At 36.7% G+C, this 20,955-nt stretch carries 18 protein-coding genes and 1 tRNA gene; 11 read left to right on the top strand and 8 right to left on the bottom strand.

Annotated elements, in window-relative coordinates:
- Window positions 1–3 precede the first annotated feature (3 nt).
- Together DDY94_RS06435 and rpiB are read right to left on the bottom strand one after the other, a co-directional pair.
- Window positions 4–918, bottom strand: a complete 915-nt coding sequence (locus tag DDY94_RS06435; RefSeq protein ID WP_111683229.1) for a cation diffusion facilitator family transporter — start codon at window positions 916–918, stop codon at window positions 4–6.
- A complete protein-coding gene (gene rpiB / locus DDY94_RS06430; protein WP_111683228.1) occupies window positions 919–1,353 on the bottom strand; it encodes a ribose 5-phosphate isomerase B in 435 nt (144 codons plus the stop codon). It abuts the gene before it with no gap.
- Between the two features lie 640 nt (window positions 1,354–1,993).
- Between rpiB and DDY94_RS06425 the strand changes: the two genes are divergently transcribed.
- Genes DDY94_RS06425 through DDY94_RS06410 form a run of 4 tightly spaced genes read left to right on the top strand, consistent with a single transcriptional unit; the run spans window position 1,994 to window position 6,005 of the window.
- Window positions 1,994–4,237: a ribonuclease R family protein gene (locus DDY94_RS06425; RefSeq protein WP_111683227.1), complete on the top strand. Its 2,244-nt coding sequence runs from the start codon at window positions 1,994–1,996 to the stop codon at window positions 4,235–4,237.
- Window positions 4,238–4,270: 33 nt separating this feature from the next.
- Complete coding sequence (locus tag DDY94_RS06420) at window positions 4,271–4,570, top strand: YbjQ family protein (RefSeq protein WP_111683226.1); 300 nt, start codon at window positions 4,271–4,273, stop codon at window positions 4,568–4,570.
- Between the two features lie 28 nt (window positions 4,571–4,598).
- A complete protein-coding gene (locus tag DDY94_RS06415) occupies window positions 4,599–5,270 on the top strand; it encodes a head GIN domain-containing protein (protein WP_111683225.1) in 672 nt (223 codons plus the stop codon).
- A 42-nt stretch (window positions 5,271–5,312) separates the two neighbouring features.
- Complete coding sequence (locus DDY94_RS06410) at window positions 5,313–6,005, top strand: LysE family translocator (RefSeq protein ID WP_111683224.1); 693 nt, start codon at window positions 5,313–5,315, stop codon at window positions 6,003–6,005.
- Window positions 6,006–6,040: 35 nt separating this feature from the next.
- Here the strand turns inward: DDY94_RS06410 and DDY94_RS06405 are convergent.
- The 3 genes from DDY94_RS06405 to DDY94_RS06395 form a co-directional block, all read right to left on the bottom strand.
- Window positions 6,041–6,111 (bottom strand) — tRNA-Cys (locus tag DDY94_RS06405).
- A 50-nt stretch (window positions 6,112–6,161) separates the two neighbouring features.
- Window positions 6,162–6,524, bottom strand: a complete 363-nt coding sequence (folB, locus tag DDY94_RS06400; RefSeq protein ID WP_111683223.1) for a dihydroneopterin aldolase — start codon at window positions 6,522–6,524, stop codon at window positions 6,162–6,164.
- Window positions 6,525–6,569: 45 nt separating this feature from the next.
- Window positions 6,570–6,770, bottom strand: a complete 201-nt coding sequence (locus tag DDY94_RS06395) for a zinc ribbon domain-containing protein (protein ID WP_111683373.1) — start codon at window positions 6,768–6,770, stop codon at window positions 6,570–6,572.
- 91 nt (window positions 6,771–6,861) lie between these two features.
- On the opposite strand from DDY94_RS06395, the gene DDY94_RS16265 reads away from it, so the two are divergent.
- From DDY94_RS16265 to DDY94_RS06375, 3 genes are all read left to right on the top strand, one after another.
- Window positions 6,862–9,099 (top strand): glutamate--tRNA ligase family protein, encoded by a 2,238-nt coding sequence (locus tag DDY94_RS16265; protein WP_232817832.1) that lies wholly within the window; start codon window positions 6,862–6,864, stop codon window positions 9,097–9,099.
- A 120-nt stretch (window positions 9,100–9,219) separates the two neighbouring features.
- A complete protein-coding gene (locus DDY94_RS06380; RefSeq protein ID WP_111683372.1) occupies window positions 9,220–9,666 on the top strand; it encodes a hypothetical protein in 447 nt (148 codons plus the stop codon).
- Between the two features lie 100 nt (window positions 9,667–9,766).
- Window positions 9,767–10,243 (top strand): DUF1761 domain-containing protein, encoded by a 477-nt coding sequence (locus DDY94_RS06375; RefSeq protein ID WP_111683222.1) that lies wholly within the window; start codon window positions 9,767–9,769, stop codon window positions 10,241–10,243.
- Window positions 10,244–10,301: 58 nt separating this feature from the next.
- Here DDY94_RS06375 and DDY94_RS06370 read toward each other — a convergent pair whose 3' ends face one another.
- Window positions 10,302–11,225 (bottom strand): SPFH domain-containing protein, encoded by a 924-nt coding sequence (locus DDY94_RS06370; protein ID WP_111683221.1) that lies wholly within the window; start codon window positions 11,223–11,225, stop codon window positions 10,302–10,304.
- Between the two features lie 95 nt (window positions 11,226–11,320).
- On the opposite strand from DDY94_RS06370, the gene DDY94_RS06365 reads away from it, so the two are divergent.
- Window positions 11,321–12,001, top strand: coding sequence for a hypothetical protein (locus DDY94_RS06365; protein WP_111683220.1), 681 nt, complete (start codon window positions 11,321–11,323; stop codon window positions 11,999–12,001).
- A gap of 5 nt (window positions 12,002–12,006) precedes the next feature.
- On the opposite strand, the gene gltX is transcribed toward DDY94_RS06365, so the two are convergent.
- Both gltX and DDY94_RS06355 read right to left on the bottom strand, forming a co-directional pair.
- Complete coding sequence (gltX, locus tag DDY94_RS06360; RefSeq protein WP_111683219.1) at window positions 12,007–13,740, bottom strand: glutamate--tRNA ligase; 1,734 nt, start codon at window positions 13,738–13,740, stop codon at window positions 12,007–12,009.
- 80 nt (window positions 13,741–13,820) lie between these two features.
- Window positions 13,821–14,864, bottom strand: a complete 1,044-nt coding sequence (locus DDY94_RS06355; protein ID WP_111683218.1) for an alkane 1-monooxygenase — start codon at window positions 14,862–14,864, stop codon at window positions 13,821–13,823.
- Window positions 14,865–14,972: 108 nt separating this feature from the next.
- Here DDY94_RS06355 and DDY94_RS06350 point away from each other — a divergent pair, with 108 nt between their 5' ends.
- From DDY94_RS06350 to mnmG, 3 genes are all read left to right on the top strand, one after another.
- Window positions 14,973–18,533 carry a DUF4175 family protein gene (locus tag DDY94_RS06350; protein ID WP_111683217.1) on the top strand — a complete coding sequence of 1,187 codons (3,561 nt, stop codon included), beginning with the start codon at window positions 14,973–14,975 and terminating at the stop codon, window positions 18,531–18,533.
- Window positions 18,526–18,933: an rRNA maturation RNase YbeY gene (gene ybeY, locus DDY94_RS06345; RefSeq protein ID WP_111683216.1), complete on the top strand. Its 408-nt coding sequence runs from the start codon at window positions 18,526–18,528 to the stop codon at window positions 18,931–18,933. Before DDY94_RS06350 ends, ybeY begins: the two co-directional genes overlap by 8 nt.
- Window positions 18,934–19,017: 84 nt before the next feature.
- Window positions 19,018–20,889: a tRNA uridine-5-carboxymethylaminomethyl(34) synthesis enzyme MnmG gene (gene mnmG, locus DDY94_RS06340; RefSeq protein ID WP_111683215.1), complete on the top strand. Its 1,872-nt coding sequence runs from the start codon at window positions 19,018–19,020 to the stop codon at window positions 20,887–20,889.
- Window positions 20,890–20,955: the final 66 nt, after the last annotated feature.

Raw genomic sequence — 20,955 nt, 5'->3', positions numbered from 1 at the left:
TATTTAATCTTGAACAATAACATCTTTGGCGTCACATTTACCAAATTCAGGTTGAATATTCACATGATTGATATCGTACTTATGAAATATAAGTTCTTCGATCTGATTCAAAATAACATCAAATTCTGATAAAGTGATATCCTTATGAAAATCAATATGTGCTTCCATATGAATTTCGTCTTCATTTAGCTGCCAAATATGTACATGGTGCACATTTTTTATCACATCAATTGCTTGAATATCTTCAACGATAGCGTCTACCGAAGTGGATGCTGGAGTAAAAAGCATTAATACTCTAAAGGAATCTTTTAATAAATTCCAACCCATAATCACCAGGTAAATCGCAATTGCAAAGGTTAACACACTATCGATCCACCAGATCTGATAGAACTTCATTAATATACCACCGATCAATACCGCAACACTGGCCATCATATCTGTAAGGAGATGAAGATAGGCGCTTTTCATATTCATGTTATCATCCGCATTTTTCTTAAGTAACAATACGCTAAATCCGTTTCCTAAAATTGCTATTACTGATAACCAGATTACAAGATTTGATGATATCTCTTGAGGATCCTGAAATCGTTCAATAGCTTCAATAATTAAAAAAATCGCAATAATCATTAAAGTAGCTGCATTTACAAAAGCCGCTAAAATCTCGGCGCGTTTATAACCAAAAGTGCGTTTTAGTGAAGCTTTTTGTTTAACTAAACGGTTCGCTACATAACTTATAATCAGAGATATTACGTCACTAAAATTGTGTAATGCGTCACTTAAAAGTGCTAAACTTCCAGAAATTAAACCTCCAATAACCTGTGCTACGGTTATTGCAATATTGAGAATTATTGATATTAACAAATTACGACCATGAAGATCGTGATGATGAGAATGTTTATGCGAGTGCGAATGACCCATTTAACATGATAAAGGAATTTTATCTACACGGCGTTGATGGCGACCTCCTTCAAATTCGGTATTTAAAAACACATCAACCATTTTAATAGCCTGCGGAATCGATGTGAATCTGGCTGGTATACAAATAATATTAGCATTATTATGCTGACGTGTTAATTCGGTGATTTCGCTCGTCCAGCAAACTCCAGCTCTCACATTTTGATATTTATTAGCTGTCATGGCCACACCGTTTGCGCTACCACAAATTAAAATACCACAGTCTACTTTAGCATCATTAACATCACTAGCCACCGGATGTACAAAATCAGGGTAATCAACACTATCTAAAGTATTTGTTCCGTAATTAGTAACTGTATAACCCTTAGCTTCTAGGTGTTTTACAATTGCGTCTTTGTATTCTGGCCCCGCGTGATCGTTACCGATAGATATAGTCATGTTAAAAAGATATTTATTTTGTTCTGCAAAATTACAGAAAATAACATCCAGTTAATAGTCTTATGAAAGACATGTTAATAACTGTTCAGAACTAATTAAAATTTTATTTAGGATTATTCAGAATATTTTTCAAACCAAAATTCAAATTGAATTTCAAAATTAATTAATCACTTTTTTCAAGGAAGTTATTCATACCCATTGTAGACGAAATTAACAGCTTTCTATTAAAAACATATGAGTAATTTCTATTAACAACAGTTATCAACAGTTGTTTACAATAAAATTACATGTCTTTATTTTCAATAGCTTAGATGTAAAATTAATGTTAACTAAACCGTAACTAACTGTAAATTTCATCTTTTCAAAGTAAAAATTAAAAAAGTTATACTAACTATTAACACACTATAATAACCATTATTTATTTTTTTAAAATTTAAAAGAAAAATGATAGAGTATTATATAAATGTGAATAAGTGAATTTTTGTGTTGGTTTATATATTATTTAATACTATCGAAACATTATTAAATTTTAATAGTGTAGTTTTGTATGAAACTTAACACCTTCACCTTCACCTTGGTTAAGTTAAAAAAATGAAGAATTCCTAACACTTTTAGGAAATGAATATGATTAAAAAATTAAATGACAAGAAAGAAAAAAAGGAAATCTAAAAAGAATAAGATTTCAAACCTTACAAATACAATTTTAAGTATACTAAAGAAAGAACGAAACAAATCCTTTAACTATAAACAAATAGCTGCTATAATCGGTGTAAACGATGCTAGTAGTCGTAATCAGATCATAAAAACTTTAGCAAAGCTCGCGGCAAAACAAGAAATTGAACAGGTAGACCGTGGAAAGTTTAAGGCTATTGTTACTGCCGATTATTACACCGGAATATTAGACATGTCGTCGCGAGGAAGTGGTTATATCATTAGCGATGATTTTGAAGAAGATGTTTTTATTGCTTCAAATAATATCAATAAAGCTTTAGATGGTGATGAGGTAGAATTTTATGCTTACAAGCGCAGAAAACGTGGTAAAATTGAAGGAGAAATTACCAATATACTAAATCGTGCAAAAAGTGATTATGTAGGTACTATTCTCATCAAGGAGAATAAAAACTACGCCTTTGTTGTAGCGGATAGCAGTAAGATGTACAAAGATATTTTTGTACCAATTAATAAAACTAAAAAGGCCGAAGATGGTGATAAGGTTTTAGTTAAACTTACCGATTGGCCAGATAATGCCGATTCACCTTATGGTAAAGTAGTTGAGGTTCTTGGTAAACCTGGTGAGCATAGTACAGAAATTCATTCTATTCTAGCTGAATATGGTCTTCCATACGAATTTCCATACGAAGTTGAACAGTATGCAAATAAGCTAGATACCTCTATTACCGAAGCTGAAATAGCAAGGCGCCGCGATATGCGTAAAGATCTAACCTTTACCATTGACCCGAAAGATGCAAAAGATTTTGATGACGCTTTATCCTATAAAGTTTTAGATAATGGTTTATATGAGATCGGAATTCATATTGCCGATGTTTCACATTATCTTGAACCTGGAACAGTTTTAGATGACGAAGCTTACGAGCGAGCAACATCAATCTACCTCGTGGATCGCGTCGTTCCTATGCTTCCTGAAATATTATCAAACGGAGCATGTTCATTAAGGCCACACGAAGAAAAGTATACGTTTTCAGCGGTGTTTCAAATGAATGATAAAGCAGAAATTAAACACCAATGGTTCGGCAGAACAGTGACTTATTCTGATGCGCGCTTTGCATACGAAGAAGCACAATCAATAATTGAAAATAATCCAGATGTAACGCTGAGTACCGTCGATGGATCTCAACTAAATACAACAATTCCGCAAGATGTATCTCTAACAGGAAAAGTATACAAAACAAAGCCAGAAATTGCAGAAGCGGTATTGGTTTTAGATCGTCTTGCAAAGAAAATGCGTAGAAAACGTATGGGCTCTGGAGCAATTTCATTTGATAAGGTTGAAGTAAAATTCAATCTAGATGAAGACGCTAATCCAACTGGTGTATTCTTTAAAACCAGTAAAGACGCTAATAAACTCATTGAGGAATTTATGTTGTTAGCGAATAAAAAAGTATCAGAGTTTATTGGAAAACAAAATCCAAAAAAAACCTTTGTATATCGAGTGCATGATGAACCCGACGAAGCCAAATTAGCACAACTACAAACAGTTGTGGGGCGCTTTGGGCATAAGCTTACTTTTAAAGACAGAAAGAGTATCTCATCATCCTTAAATAAATTATTAACTGATGTCGTTGGTAAAAAGGAACAAAATCTAGTCGACACCTTAGCGATTCGAACCATGGCTAAGGCCGAGTATACTACCCAAAATATTGGGCATTACGGATTGGCTTTCGATTATTACAGTCACTTTACATCACCAATTAGACGTTATCCTGATGTGATGGCTCATCGTTTATTGCAGCACTATTTAGATGGTGGAAAATCTGTTAGTGAGGAGATCTACGAAGAAAAATGTAAACATTCTAGCAATATGGAATATCTCGCAACCAAAGCAGAGCGCGACTCCATCAAATACATGCAGATCAGGTTCATGCAAGATCACCAGGATGAAGAATTTTTAGGTGTTATTTCGGGAGTTACAGATTGGGGCATTTATGTTGAAATTATTTCGAATAAATGTGAAGGTATGGTGAGCCTTCGTGATATGAAAGATGACACTTATGATTTTGATGAGACACATTACGCAATGATCGGTAGAAATACACACCAAATGTATCAGCTTGGAGATGAGGTAATAGTAAAAGTGAAATCAACAGATTTAGTTAAAAAACATTTAGACTTTTACTTAGTTGGAAAGGCAGTTTCAGAAGATTAAATTTGTAATTCAAAATACAACCAAAATTTTACTATGATATTAACAACAACAAATTCTATAGAAAACTTTAAGATCGTCGATTATTTAGGGATCGTTACTGGTGTTGCTATCAATGAAGAAAAATTAGCCATGGGCTTTAGTATGTCTAAATACTTTAGTGCGGTTAGAGATAGTATTGATAAAGTGAAAGAAAAAGCATTTCAGCAATTACGTGAAAATGCAAAGCAATTAAATGCAAATGCGGTCGTTGGTATTAAAGTTGAAATAGAACTTACAACGCATAATTATGCCATGGTTTCGGTCACCGGAACCGCAGTAAAAGTTGCAGCTTAAATTAAATTAATCATAACATTAATTATCCATGAAAAATATACTTATTCTGCTTGTTATAGCCGTGAGCTTTAACATCAACGCACAGCAAACTATTGAAAAATCTATCGGTGAATTTAAGACCGTTAAGGTTTATGATCTCATTAACCTTAAAATGAAGAAATCCGACGAAAATAAAGTAACCATCTCTGGTAAAAACAGGAAGGATGTGCAAGTGATTAATAAAAACGGAAAGCTTAAAATTAGAATGAAGCTTGAAGAAAGTTACGATGGTAACGATACAGTTGTTATTCTTCATTACACTTCTGTTGAAGTCATTGATGCTAACGAAGGTGCTAATGTTACAGTTGAAGATCCTATAAAGCAATTCGAAATCGATCTAAAAACTCAGGAAGGTGGAGAGATCACAGCCGAATTAAAAACCAATTATGCCAACATTAGAGCTGTTACCGGTGGAATTATTAATGTCACCGGGACCTCAAAAAACCAAGATATCTCAATTTATACCGGAGGCATTTTTAATGGTGAAGACCTCGTAACTGAAGACACAGAGGTGAGTATTAATGCTGGGGGAGAAGCTTATGTTAACGCTACGGAATACGTAGATGTTAGAATCAAAGCTGGTGGTGATGTTTTTATCTACGGAAAACCAAAACTGGTAGACGAAAGTCGTGTCCTCGGCGGTAGAATTAAACGTATGTAAATTCCTTTCAGTTTACTACATTTGTGTAAACCGCAAGTTTACATGTTAGATGATATCTTAACAGCTATTCCATTTGGGATTATTTTAGCCTTTACTATTGGTCCGGTTTTTTTTGTATTACTAGAAACCAGTGCGACAAAAGGCTTTACCAGCGCCTTGATTTTTGATCTAGGTGTTATTCTTGCAGATATTGTTTTTATTCTTCTGATTTTTATGAGCACCGATACATTGCTCGATAAAATCAAAGATGATCCAAAACTTTTGGTGTTTGGTGGCGTACTTCTCGTGGTTTACGGAATTATTTCCTTTATTAAGGTGTCGAAATCATTTCGCTCTATAGTTAGAGAGCACCATAGTATTAAACTCCCAAAGAAAGATTACGGTAAACTTTTTGTGAAAGGATTTTTACTCAACTTCATAAACATTGGAGTTCTGTTAGGTTGGTTGGGCTTCATTGTACTTGGTACTTCACTAACCACCTCCGATAACGGTGTTTCTGTATTTATCGTTACAATGCTTGTTTCTTATTTTGTTTGTGATCTTTTCAAGATTGCGGCAGCTAAGCGACTTAAAAGTAAACTTACACCAAGGCGAATTTTTAAAACCAAAAAGATCGTTGCACTAGTAATTCTAGGGTTTGGTTTATTACTTCTAACACAAGGATTGTTTCCTGATCTTTATGAAAAAGGCAAAGAGCAGATCGATAAAGTAAATCCGATTAAAGACACACATTAAATAAAAAACCCCCAACTTATGTTGAAGGTTTCTTGAGGTGTCGAGCGGATTCGAACCGCTGTAGATGGTGTTGCAGACCACTGCCTAGCCACTCGGCCACGACACCTTATTGAGAGGGCAAATATATAAATTATATACGTTTTACCCTATATAGGCTTAGTTTTTTCGTTCTTCGGAAAGGACTATAGTTACCATTTCCACATCACCACCAATTGGTGGATTAATTTTACTCACAGAAACAGTTGCTTTTTGAATTAATTGATCCTCATTAAAGAAACGATTTAGAATGCGTTGCGCTACAGTTTCTAATAGTTTTGAAGGTATGGCCATTTCCTCACGAACCACGCGGTTTAAAAACACGTAATCTACCGTGTCATTGAGTTCATCGGTGTTTGCGGACGTTGATAGGTCAGCTTTAACTTCTACATCTACACGATAATCACTCCCAATTATGGTCTCTTCTTTTAAACAGCCATGGTGTGCGTATACCCTAATGTTTTCAACCTTAATTATTCCCATAATGCAAAAATAACCCTTCTGTCATTCCTGCGAAAGCAGGAATCTTTAATTCGTGAAAAAATCAAAAATATTACTAATGGCGCTAGTTTTAGCTTTAAAAAACTCGGTATAAGTGCACTTTTTACAAGTAACTGAAGTAAACTTTTTGTTTTGCACATCAAATATTTTTGATAAAGTACCGCCAGTAGCTCTCATTTCGCTGATTTCGTAAGTGGTATTATCGCATTTTGGACATCTGTAATTCATAGTTTTTTGGTTTTGGATATTCACATTCTATAGGTGTCATATAGTGCATTAATGTTACAATTTGTGTAATTTTGCTCTTTAATTTTTCGAAATGTCAGAGTACACACCTCTCAATTTTATAGAGCAAATTATAGAAGAAGATTTAGCGAATGGTTTACCTAAGGAAAAACTCCGTTTTCGTTTTCCACCAGAACCAAATGGCTACCTTCATATTGGGCACACCAAAGCCATTGGAATAAGTTTTGGTCTAGGTGAAAAATACAATGCACCAGTCAACCTAAGGTTTGATGACACCAATCCGGCTAAGGAAGAACAAGAGTATGTAGACGCTATAAAACGCGATATTGCCTGGATGGGCTATAAATGGGCGAATGAGCTGTATTCTTCAGACTATTTCGATGAATTGTACAATTGGGCTTTACAACTCATTGAGGACGGAAAAGCCTATGTAGACAGTCAGACTTCTGAGGAAATGGCTGAACAAAAAGGTACGCCTACGCAAGTAGGAACCAACAGTCCTTATAGAGATCGAAGCATTGAAGAGAATCTCGATCTTTTCCAACGTATGAAAGCTGGTGAATTCCCAGCTGGCACACATGTGCTTCGCGCTAAGATCGACATGGCAGATCCTAACATGCTTATGAGAGATCCGATTATGTATCGAATTCTCTATGCTCACCATTTCAGAACTGGAGATAAGTGGTGCATTTATCCTATGTACGATTGGACACACGGCGAAAGTGATTATATCGAGCAAATTTCACACTCCTTATGTTCTCTTGAGTTTAAGCCACATCGTAAGTTGTATAATTGGTTTAGAGACCACGTTTTTATGTATGACAGAGAAAAATCTTTTAACGCGTTGTTAAAAACACATGGGGTGGGTAAAGAAACTGCTTTAAAAGTAATTTCGCACCTTTCTGATCTTGAAATAATTAATGCAATCAATTATCAGAAAATAAAACCTTTAAAGTCCATTAGGGGGGTAGGAGAAAAAAGAGCAAAAATAATTATTCATAGCTCGGATATGAGAAGTTTTGCTGACGATGTACATCTTTTAATAAACTCAAATTATAAGGGTAGAAATATAAGACCAAAACAACGCGAATTTGCCCGACTCAACCTAAGCTACACTATTATGAGTAAGCGTAATCTATTGCGTTTAGTAAAACAGGGTATAGTTTTTGGATGGGATGATCCACGGATGCCAACCATATCAGGATTGCGACGTCGCGGTTACACACCAAGCTCTATTCGTGAGTTTATTAAAAAGGTTGGTGTCGCTAAGCGCGAAAATGTTATCGATGTTTCCCTTCTGGAATTTTGTATTCGAGAAGATCTTAATAAAACTGCCAATCGTGTTATGGCGGTTCTAGATCCAGTGAAGGTGGTGATTACCAATTATCCTGAAGATAAAGAAGAATGGTTACAGGCTGAGAACAATCAGGAAGATGACTCAGCTGGGTATAGAGAAGTTCCGTTTTCAAGAGAATTATATATCGAAAAGGAAGACTTCAAAGAAGAGGCTGGAAATAAGTTTTTCAGACTTAAACTTGGTGGCGAAGTACGCTTGAAGAACGCCTATATTATCAAAGCACACAACGTTGTTAAGGATGCAGACGGCAATATCACAGAAATACACTGTACCTACGATACAGATACTTCTAAAAAGGTTAAAGGAACGCTGCACTGGGTGTCTATTAAACATGCAATAACAGCGGAAATAAGAGAGTATGATCGTTTGTTTATGCACGAAGCTCCAGATAGCGACAAGGATAAAGATTTTATAGAGTTTTTAAATCCAAATTCTTTGAAAGTGAGAACAGGTTATCTAGAACCTAGTTTAGAAGATGCTAAAGTAGGAGAGCGGTTTCAGTTTCAGCGCCTGGGTTACTTTGTGGTTGATGAAGACTCAACTTCGAGCAAGCTAATCTTTAATAAAACAGTTGGTTTGCGTGATAATTGGTCAAAGCAAAAGCCGAAACCTCAGAACAACAATTCTCAAAACAAACCAAAGCAACCTCAGCAAAAGCGTCCCGCAATAAGTGTAATTCAGCAATTAGGTAAGAAATACACCAATTTACCCGCTGAAAAACAAGCAAAGGCAAAAGCCGAAATTCAGCAGCTTGCTACCGAAGTGAGCTATGAGGATTTAGAGCCTTTATTTGGCACTGCTGTAAAAAAAGCAGGCACTCGCATTGCCGTAATGATTTCGTTGAAAGAACTACTCAATAATGGCCTAGAACGCAATGATGCCATAGACGCATTTATCTCAAAGGCCCTAGAGGATAAAAACGAATTATTGGTAGCCGAGGCGCAGTCGATCTAGTTTTTTGAAAAAATTAGCGGTTTGCTGTAGTGATTCAAAAGGTCTTACGACCAAGAAGTCATGAAATCACTTTTAGCAATTCTGATAAGCTTCTATTCCGTTACCCTTTTTTCACAAAACATGACGAATGAAAAGCTCGATGTGATTTATACATCGGTAAGTGATTCTATTCAGGGAAAATCTAACGCTTGGCAATTCTATATTAAAGAAGTGCAGATGATTTCAATAACGGATAGTCTTCACAATAGAATGCGAATTATCTCCCCAATTACAGACGCTAGTACTTTGAGTGAAGATGTGGTAAGAGCCGCTTTGATTGCCAATTTTCACACCGCTTTAGATGTAAAGTATGCGATTGCTGACGGTATTTTATGGTCGGTTTTTATTCATCCATTAAAAGAGTTATCAGAACACCAAGTTAAGGATGCAATTAGTCAGGTTTATAATGCAAATGTCAATTTCGGAACCACTTTTGCCAGTACAGGATTGTCATTTCCGTTTAATCAACCTTCCGAAGAAGAGACTAAAAAAGAACCAAAATCAATATTGAAAAAGAAGAAAATCTAAGAACAGTTAATTGATTAATAGCCGAACCCTTGAACCTCTAAGACTTTGACTTAGAGGTTTTTTTGTACTTTTAAAGCACTAACTATAAATCAAATTACATATGGAAATGAACATTTTAGCCATAATTGTGGCTGCCATTGTGCCATTGGTAATCGGAGCCATTTGGTATAATCCAAAAGTACTCGGAACGGCCTGGATGAAAGCTTCAGGTATGACTGAAGAAAAAATGAAAAGTGGTAATATCGCTGTTATTTTCGGCGTTACACTTATCTTATCTGTATTGCTCTCTTTCACCGTAAACGGTATGGTAATACATCAGGTTGCAGCGTCTCAGATTGTATATCCAGATATGGAAGCAGAAACTTATAAGGCCTTTATGGCCGAATTTGGCAACGCTCATCGTAATTTTCGCCATGGTGCTCTACATGGTGCTATAGGAGGACTCTTTTTTGTTCTACCTGTATTGGGTATAAATGCCCTTTTTGAACGAAAAGGCTGGAAGTATATTCTCATTAATGTCGGTTATTGGGTAATTACCCTAGCAGCAATGGGGGCCATAATTTGTGGCTGGAAATAGTAAATGAAAAGCCCTCAAATTTGAGGGCTTTGGGGTTTTATTTTATGTATTAAAATAATTATTCGCCTCTTTCCTTAGCTTTTTTCATAGCCTCTCCAATCTGATTACTAGCGGTGAAGCTAGCTACCATATCGTTAAGCATATTACTTCCGGCTTGAGGCGAGTTTGGTAATAAGATCAAATTACTATTGGTCTCTTGTCCAATGGACTGTAAAGTGTCATAATGCTGCGTCACAACGATCAATGCAGAGGCTTCCTGTGAATTGATTCCTACTTTATTCAGAACTTCAACAGATTCTTCTAATCCACGCGCAATTTCTCGACGCTGATCTGCAATACCCTGACCTTGTAAACGCTTACTTTCTGCTTCAGCCTTCGCCTTTTCAACAATAAGAATTCGTGCGGCATCACCCTCAAATTGAGCTGCAATTTTTTCACGCTCAGACGCATTAATACGGTTCATGGCGGCTTTCACCTGTGCGTCAGGATCAATATCGGTAACAAGGGTTTTAATGATGTCATAACCGTATTCCAACATATATTCTTGTAATTCACGCTTAACCGCAATAGCGATATCATCTTTTTTCACAAAGACATCATCGAGTTTCATTTTTGGTACTTCAGCACGCACAACGTCAAATACAAATGACGTGATCTGATCGTGTGGATATTCTAGTTTATAAAAAGCGTCATAGACTTTGTCTCTAATTACTTTGTACTGTACAGAGACCTTAAGTTTCACAAATACGTCATCTAAGGTTTTCGTCTCTATAAGTACGTCGAGCTGTTGAATTTTCAAACTTAAACGACCCGCAATGCGATCGACTAAGGGTATTTTCACCCGTAAACCAGAATGCCGCACAGCATCAAATCTACCAAAGCGTTCTATTATAGCAGCCGTTTGTTGTTTCACAATGAAAAAAGCAGAAATTAGAATGATTAGGCTGAAAAAAATAATTGGAATTAATACATATTGACCCATAACAAGTTTTTTAAAGGTTAGTGATTACGTGTTTTTAAATTTAAGTAATATTAAATTATTTTACTTAGGTTTGTTGCAATTAGCTCTTAAATCTCATGAAAAAAACCAATTACTTATTATTAGTAGCATTCAGTGTTATTTTCGTTACACTTAGCCACGGACAACACAGGCGCTACACTATTAAAAATGGCTTTGCACTAGGCGGCGGCATTACGCAGTTCGATATCCTTACAGACCAGTTAGAAACCACATCAGGAAACGGCTGGATAATCAGCGCATCAACCACTGCAGATATTCCTCATAAATGGTATAATATTAGCTTTGGAATGCAACTTTCTGAAAACAATATTGAAATCTCCGGGCTTCGATCCGCTGACGGAGTTGTATTTATCAGTGAGCAATTAGAGTACAAAGTATTTACTGCTCAATTGGCGATGTTACTACACGTGAAGGCTGTAAAGAATCTTATTACCCTCGATGTTGGACCAATGATTCAATACAACGGTAAGCTTGAATTGCAAGACGACAACCAGGAAAACTTATTTGTTGATGTCGATAATTCACCATTTGCAGCTGCTGAATTAGAAGATATTTCGCAATTTAACGTCAACGGTGCCGTAGGTGCTACATTAGGCTTACGCTTTTTGAAGTTGCGCGCACAATACATTTACGGGTTCACCAATATGCTGAACAAGCTCAACGACAAAAATTTGACAGATTCAAACTTTAAAGGCAATCAATCCATGTTGGTTTTCTCAGCGTTGATTACCTTTTAAGGATACTATTTGATCGAATTTACCAAGGCGTCTATGCGCTTTACCGTTTCGTTTTTGCCGATCAAGAACATGATTTCAAATACATCCGGACCCTGAAGCTCCCCAACCAAAGCCAATCGTAAAGGCATCATTACTTTTCCGAAGCCAATGTTGTTTTCTGTAATCCAGCCTTTCAATTTCGACTGCAGATTTTGGACTGTAAATTCTCGAGTCACTGAAACAATATCGATCACTTTTTGCATCAATTCAATGGTTCCTTCTTTGATCGCTTTTTTCGAAGCTTTTTCGTCATAGGATTCAGGTGAAACAAAGAAGAAGTGACTCAATCCCCAGAAATCGTTGACAAATGTGGCGCGTTCTTTTATTAAGCCTATCACTAAGGCGATATAATTAATATCTATGTCCTGTAATTCAGGTTGGGTAGATTTAAACTGTTCAGCCAGAGCCAGATCTAATTGCTGTTGCATGTAGTGATGGTTGAACCATTTGGTTTTATCAGGGTCGAAGCGCGCTCCAGCTTTATTAACGCGTTCTAAATCAAAATCATTAACAAGTTGTTCTAAGCTAAAGATTTCTTGCTCCGTACCTGGATTCCAACCTAAGAATGCCAAGAAATTTACAACAGCTTCCGAGAAGTAACCATCTTCTTTATAACCTCTCGACACCTCATTGGTTTTAGGTTCAGTCCACGCTAAAGGAAACACTGGGAACCCAATTTTGTCTCCATCACGTTTGGATAATTTTCCATAAAGTCCCTTTTTCAATAAGCCTTTTATATCTTTTTTTATTTTAGAGTCTTTTTTCTCGTTTATTCTAATAGATTGAGAAATATTTTTTGGATTCTCAAAAATTAATCTAATCAGTTTTTTTATCTCAGCTTCCGAATAATCGAATTCTTCCAAAGCCTCTTTAGTGTAAATGTCTATGAATTTCTCAGCTGAATTTTTATTGACATAAGTAGTTGGCTCTGGTTTCAAAATTAAGGGTAGGTGTGCAAACTGAGGTGCTTCCCAACCAAAAGCATTGTATAAAAGTTGATGCAAGGCAAGAGATGGTAACCATTCTTCACCTCGGATTACATGCGTAATTTGCATTAAATGGTCATCAACAATATTTGCTAAGTGATAGGTTGGCATGCCATCGCTCTTAAATAAGATCTTGTCATCGAGCACATTGGTATCAATTGAAATATCCCCACGAATAATGTCCTTTAGGTGTAAAGTTTCATCTTTAGGAGATTTAAACCGAACCACGAAATGTTCACCAGCATCGATCTTTGCTTTAGTTTCTTCTTCAGAAAGCACAAGTGAATTGACTAAACGCCCTTTTTCGCGATTATGCCAATTGTATATGAATGTTTTTCCGTTTGCCTCATGATCTTTACGGTGCGCATCGAGTTGCTCGGGAGTGTCAAACGCATAATAGGCCTTGCCCTCAGCAATTAACTGATCTGCATATTGCTTGTAAAGGTCTTTACGCTCACTTTGACGGTAAGGTCCAAATTTTTCGTTTTTCCCAGGGCCTTCGTCAAACGGAATGCCACACCAATTTAAGGCGTCAACAATATATTTTTCAGCACCTTCAACATAGCGGTTTTGATCAGTGTCTTCAATTCGTAACACAAAGTCACCACCATGCTTTTTAGCAAACAAATAGTTGAAAAGAGCGGTTCTTACACCACCGATATGTAAAGGTCCGGTCGGACTAGGCGCAAAGCGCACACGCACATTTTTAGACATGATCAAAAATTAAAGTGCAAAGATAGATTGATTGCATTCAAGATACAAGAACCAAGAATTATAATTGGTAAATGAATGATTTAAGAAACAACCATTTCCTTAGGTACGCGTTTGTTCATAATGCTAAACCAAAGCGGAGGCACCATTGCCAAAACCATTGATGTTGGGTAGCCAAAAGGCATTTGTGGGCTTTCGTCATGGCAATCGAGGATTTGATATTTCTTCGAAGATTTATAATGGTGATCACTATGGCGCGTTAATTCATAGAGCACAATACGGCCAATAACATGATTAGAATTCCAAGAATGCATTTCTTTCACACGTTCGTAACGACCAGATTTAGTTTTCAAACGAAGTAATCCGTAATGTTCTATATAATTAACGGTTTCTAAAAGTATAAACCCTATAATACCAGCAAAAAATGCAAAGACCAATGCGTTTGTTCCTAACAGAAACCCAACAAGCGCAAGATATATAGCTTGAAATATGATATACCAAAACATATCGTTTTTCTTAGAAAAGAAACCTTGCTTGTTATTTTCTAATAATTTCTTTTGAATGCGCCAAGCACTGAAATACTGCCTAATAGTCGAGGTAAACCAAAATGAATACACCGACTGATTATAGCGCGCTGTTGCAGGATCTTCAGGAGTTGCAGCATGTAAATGATGGCCGTAATTGTGTTCAATATAAAAATGCATATAGAAAGACGGTAGGAGCAAGGTCTTGCCAACAAAGCGCTCGTTGGTCGTTTGTCTGTGACCTAATTCATGACCTACGTTAATACCGTTAACACCGAGCACAATCCCAACAGTAAAAATGAGCCCGATGAATTCATAAGTTTGCAAAGGTGCTTTTGCTACTAAGATCAGGGCATAAATGACTAAGCCATAAACAATGGGTAAATTTAGATAAAGGAGCCAGTCAAACACCTTGCGTTTTAGTTTGCTATCTGCTTCTTCTACTTCAAGATTTGTTGTATCTACAGGAAAAATGAGTTCTAAAATGGGGATACACACAAAGGCAAAAACTGGCGTTGCCCATACCCAGTAACCTTTCAAACTTAAGCCTAAAAAAGCGACAATTGGGATTGAAAATGCTGCGAGATATTTTAGATCTTTCATATTTTGAGGTCTTATTTAACAGTAAAAGCTCCTAAATTAACAGAATCTTACCAAATTTAAGGAATTGACAATTAAAATAAATCGTAGTTTAGTTGGTTAGAATAGTGTATGAGTAATTTTGAGACCATAAAAACCAAACTCCAGGAGTTTATTAAGAAGTACTACACAAACGAACTTCTTAAAGGCGCCATTTTGTTTTTTGCAGCCGGCTTACTCTATTTTCTGGTAACCCTGTTTGTAGAATACATGCTTTGGCTTAACCCAACAGCCAGAACCATATTATTCTGGACCTTCATTGTCGTTGAACTTGGGTTATTCATTCGGTTTATCGCTATTCCACTTTCGCATTTATTCAACTTGCGCCAAGGCATTAATTTTGAAACAGCCTCGCGACTCATCGGTAATCACTTTCCAGAGGTCAATGACAAGCTGCTTAATGTTTTGCAATTAGAACAAAACCCGAAGCAATCAGACTTGTTAATCGCCAGTATTGAGCAGAAGTCAAAAGAATTGAAACCCATACCGTTTAAGACGGCAATCAATTTTAGATCCAACACTAAATACCTGAAGTATGCGGCCATACCTGTAGCTATAATTTTATTATCCGTAGTAACAGGCAAAATCAACTGGTTTAGTGATAGTTATGAGCGTGTTGTAAATTATCAAACAGCCTACGAGCCGCCAGCGCCCTTTCAATTTTTTGTTTTGAATGAATCATTAAAAGCAATTGAAGGCAAAGATTTTAAGTTGAATATTTCAGCGGTTGGAGATGTGATTCCTGAAAGTGCACAAATTCAATTTAACGGACAATCTTACTACTTACAGCAGTTGGCACCTGGTGAGTTTCAGTATACATTCAACTTACCCAAGGAAAACATAGAATTTTCATTATCAGCAAATGAGGTGAATTCCAAAACTTATGAGTTGGAAGTTGTAAATACACCTAACTTGGTGAATTTTGAAATGGTTTTAGATTACCCAACCTACACTAAAAAACAAGATGAGATTCTTAAAAGCACGGGCTCAGCGGTTATTCCTGAAGGCACCAAGGTAACTTGGAAAGCACTAACAAAGTCTACCAAGGCTGTTAATATTTATGCGAATGACACTTTAAGTTTTGTTGAAAATGAAATGGGTGAATTTGAGGCCACCAAAAGACTTTTCAGAAATTATAATTACAGCATTTCTACAAGCAATGAAAATCTCAAAGACTACGAGAACCTGTCTTATAGCATTAGCGTTGTAAAGGACCTTAATCCAGAGCTAGACATCAAAGTTCAGAAGGACACACTCGATCAGCAAAGCCTATACTTTTACGGACAGGCGAGTGACGATTTTGGGCTGTCAAAACTAAACTTAGTATACTATCCTGTTGACGACGAAGAGAATGCAGTGAGATCGCCAATTGCAATTTCGAAGTCTAACTTCAGTGAATTTGTTTCTGCATTCCCAGACCAATTTAATCTTGAGGAAGGCATTAGCTACCAACTTTATTTTGAGGTTTTCGATAATGACGCTATACATAATTATAAGCGTACAAAAAGTAGTGTGTTTAGTTATAGAAAGCTCACGAAGGATGAAGAAGAGCAGAAACAACTTCAGGAGCAAAACCAAACCATTAAGGATATTGGCAAGACTTTCGAGAAACTTCAGGAGCAGGATAAAAAACTTGAAGAGTTTTCGAAAACCCAAAAGGAAAAGCCTGAACTTAATTTTAACGATAAAAAGAAGTTCGAAGATTTCTTAAAGCGCCAAAAGCAGCAGGAGCAATTAATGAAGAATTTCAATAAAAAGCTTCAGGATAATTTAGAAGAGTTTCAGGACGAAAAAAAGGAAGATCAATTCAAGGAAGACCTTAAAAAACGTCTTAAGGAAAACGAGGAGCAACTGCGACAAGACGAAAAACTCTTAGAAGAATTAGAAGAACTAAAAGACAAGATCAATAAAGAAGAGTTCACTCAGAAGCTTGAAGAATTAGCAAAACAGAATAAAAACAAGAAGCGTAGCATGAAGCAATTGTTAGAATTAACCAAGCGCTTCTACGTTATGAAAAAGGCTGAAAAGATTGCCAATCAGCTAGATGAATTATCTAAAAAACAGGAGGATTTAGCGAAGAAGGATAAAGAAAACACTAAGGAGAAGCAAGAAGAACTCAATAAAGAGTTTGAAAAGCTTCAGAAAGATATTGAAGACCTAAAACAAGAAGACAGACGCCTTCAAAAACCAATGAATGTACCGGTGGATGAATTCTTAAAAGACGGTATAGAATATGATCAAAAGGAAGCCACAAAGTCACTAGAACAAAAAGAAAAAAGTCAACAAGAGCAAAAGCCACAAGAAGCACAGGAGCAGCAGAAAAGTGCTTCTGAAAAACAAAAGAAGGCCGCTAAAAAAATGAAAGAACTGGGTGAAAAGATGAAATCCATGCTTGGCGGTGGCGGAGGCGGTGGCGGCGGAATGCAAGAAGATGCAGAGACGCTACGCCAAATATTAGAGAACTTACTATTGTATTCTTTCGATCAGGAGGAGTTGATGAATACCTTCGAGAGTATAGATATTGACAATAACAAATATGGCAAGTACATCATAGAACAAAGTAACTTAAGAGAACATTTTGAGCACATTGACGACAGTCTTTTTGCCTTGTCATTGCGACAACCAAAAATCTCTGAACAAGTGAACTCTCAGATTACCGAAGTTTATTTCAATATTGATAAATCGCTAGATCAACTTACAGAAAATCGATTATATCAAGGTATTTCTTCACAGCAATATGCCATTACAGCGAGCAACGAACTAGCGAGTTTCTTGAGTGATGTGCTCGATAATATGGAAATGTCTATGAATCCTTCTCCAGGCTCAGGAGAAGGTGAACAATTGCCCGATATTATTATGAGTCAGGAAGAACTCAATAAACAAATGGAAGAGGGCGTCAAAAAGGCTGAAGAAGGCAAGGAAGGTGAAGAGGGCGAACAAGGCGAAGGTGAAAAACCTGGCGAAGAAGGTAAAGAGGGTAAAGAAGGAGAAGGCGAACAAGAAGGCCAACAAGGCAATAAAGGACAGCAAGGCCAAGAAGGTCAAAGTGGTGAAAATGGAAAACAGCAGGGAGAAGGTAATCAAAACGGACAAGAGGGTGAAGGCAAACAAAATGGCGAAGGGAATGAAGGTAACAATGGGCAGAATGGAAAGGATGGAAGAGACGGTAGAGATGGCGATGAAAACAAAAATGACGGATACGGTGAAGGCGGAAACGAAGAACAAAATGCTGAACTGTTCAAAATCTATCAACGACAACAGCAGCTTCGTCAAGCTTTAGAGGATCGACTGGCTAAAGAAGGAAGAATTGAATCGGCTGGGGAATTGATCAAGCAAATGGAGGAGGTAGAACTCGATTTGTTGAATTATGGATTTACCAATCAGACCCTACAAAAGATGATGGATCTTCAGCATCAGTTATTAAAATTAGAAAACGCCACCTTCATGCAGGGTCAGGACACAAAGCGCGAGTCTGAAACAAATCAAAAGAAATTCGATAAGGCCAATCCGAGTCAGATTCCGAACGCAAAACAATACTTCAACACTATTGAAATTTTAAATCGTCAAGCCTTACCTTTGCAGAATCATTACAAGAAGAAGATTCAGGAGTATTTCAAAAAGACGAATGATTAATTTCAATTACGAGACCAATTTTCAATTAGAGGACGAACAAGAACTATCCGTTTGGATTTCTAATTCAATAATTGAAGAAAAGAAATCAGAAGGGGAGATCAATTATATATTTTGTTCTGACGATTATCTTCATAAAATTAATGTTGAATTTCTGGAGCATGACACACTTACTGATATAATTAGCTTTGATTATACTGTAGGAAAGGAACTACATGGCGATATCTATATTTCGGTGGATCGAGTTAAAGAAAATGCTTCAGATTTCGAGGTGCCATTCAAACATGAATTAGCCCGAGTAATGATTCACGGTATTCTACATTACTGCGGCTACAAGGATAAGACAAAAGAAGACGCTTCGTTAATGCGCAGTAAAGAAGACTACTACTTGAGTAAGCGTTAGTGATTAAGCCAATTTCGGCGTATATTTGCAAACTGAAAATTTTTGACAATTAGAACGTTCCACGTGGAACAATAAAAGAGTATCATGTTTAACGATGTATATGATGTTATAGTTGTAGGTGCTGGCCACGCAGGAAGCGAGGCTGCGGCTGCAGCTGCGAATATGGGAAGTAAAACATTGTTGATTACAATGAACCTTCAAAATATTGCACAGATGTCCTGTAATCCTGCTATGGGTGGAATTGCAAAAGGACAGATCGTTAGAGAGATTGATGCACTTGGCGGATACTCTGGTATTGTGTCGGACACCTCGTCTATTCAATTTAAAATGCTGAATAAGTCTAAGGGTCCTGCCATGTGGAGTCCAAGAGTACAATCTGACCGAATGCGTTTTGCTGAAGACTGGAGGTTACTCCTTGAAAATACGCCTAACCTTGATTTCTATCAGGAAATGGTTTCAGGGCTATTAATTGAAAAAGATAAAGTGGTCGGTGTAAAAACATCACTTGGTATTGAGGTTAAAGCAAAGACAGTAGTTCTTACAAACGGAACTTTTCTAAATGGTCTTATACATATTGGCGACAAGAATTTTGGAGGTGGTAGAGCAGGTGAACGAGCAGCAACAGGAATTACAGAAGAACTTATTGACATTGGTTTTGATTCGGGTCGAATGAAAACCGGAACACCACCAAGAGTTGATGGGCGTTCTTTAGATTACTCTGTGATGATTGAACAACCAGGTGACGACAACCCTGAAAAGTTTTCCTATTTAGATGTTACAAAGCCTTTGATAGAACAGCGTTCTTGTCATATGACCTATACGAGTCCTGAAGTGCATGAATTGCTACGTGAAGGCTTTGATCGTTCACCTATGTTCAATGGCAGAATTAAAAGCGTGGGACCAAGGTATTGTCCGTCGATTGAAGATAAGATCAATCGATTTGCGGATAAAGATCGACACCAATTATTTGTAGAACCTGAGGGTTGGAATACTGTTGAGGTATATGTGAATGGTTTCTCCACGTCACTACCAGAAGATGTTCAGTATAAAGCTTTACGATCCGTTAAAGGTTTTGAAAATGTGAAGTTCTTTAGACCTGGTTATGCGATAGAATATGATTATTTTCCACCGACACAATTAAAACACACATTGGAGACCAAGCTTGTTGATGGTTTATTTTTTGCTGGTCAAATTAATGGTACTACAGGCTATGAAGAGGCAGCTTCTCAAGGTTTAATAGCTGGAATAAATGCGAGTCTTAAAGTTCAAGAGCGAGATGCTTTTACCTTAAAGCGAGATGAAGCATATATAGGCGTTTTAATAGATGATCTTATCACAAAAGGTACAGAAGAGCCATATAGAATGTTTACATCACGTGCCGAGTATAGAACGTTATTACGACAAGATAATGCAGATTTCAGATTAACTCCAAAAGGGTACGAGTTAGGCTTAGCTTCCGAAAAGCGTTTAAGGCGTATGGAAGAAAAGGAATCAAAATCTAGTGCTTTTGTTCAATTCTTTAAAGACACAAGTGTCAAACCAGAAGAGATAAATCCTATTCTTGAATCTAAAAATTCAGCTAAGGTTAAACAACAAGACAAGATGTTTAAGCTGTATGCACGACCAAATATTACCATTGAAGATATGCGTAAAGTGACTTCCGTAGATCAATATGTTTTGGATAACGATTTAGATAATGAAGTCATTGAACAAACAGAAATTCAAGTTAAATACGCTGGATATATTGAAAAGGAAAAGAATAATGCCGACAAACTAAATCGCTTAGAGAACGTAAAAATCCCTTCTAATTTTGATTATTCAAAGTTGAAGTCAATGAGCATGGAAGCTCGTCAAAAACTGAGCGAAATTCAGCCAGTTACTATTTCGCAGGCTTCAAGAATAAGCGGAGTATCGCCTAACGATATTTCAGTTTTATTAGTTTATTTAGGGAGGTAATTTTAAGTGTTCCACGTGGAACAAATAATTAAAATGAACAAGCTTAAACTGTTTTTAAAAGGCCTA

This window comes from Winogradskyella tangerina, assembly GCF_003260205.1.
GTDB lineage: Bacteria > Bacteroidota > Bacteroidia > Flavobacteriales > Flavobacteriaceae > Winogradskyella > Winogradskyella tangerina.
The sequence above is the reverse complement of the archived record's forward strand: the minus strand, read 5'-3'. Positions and strand labels throughout refer to the sequence as shown.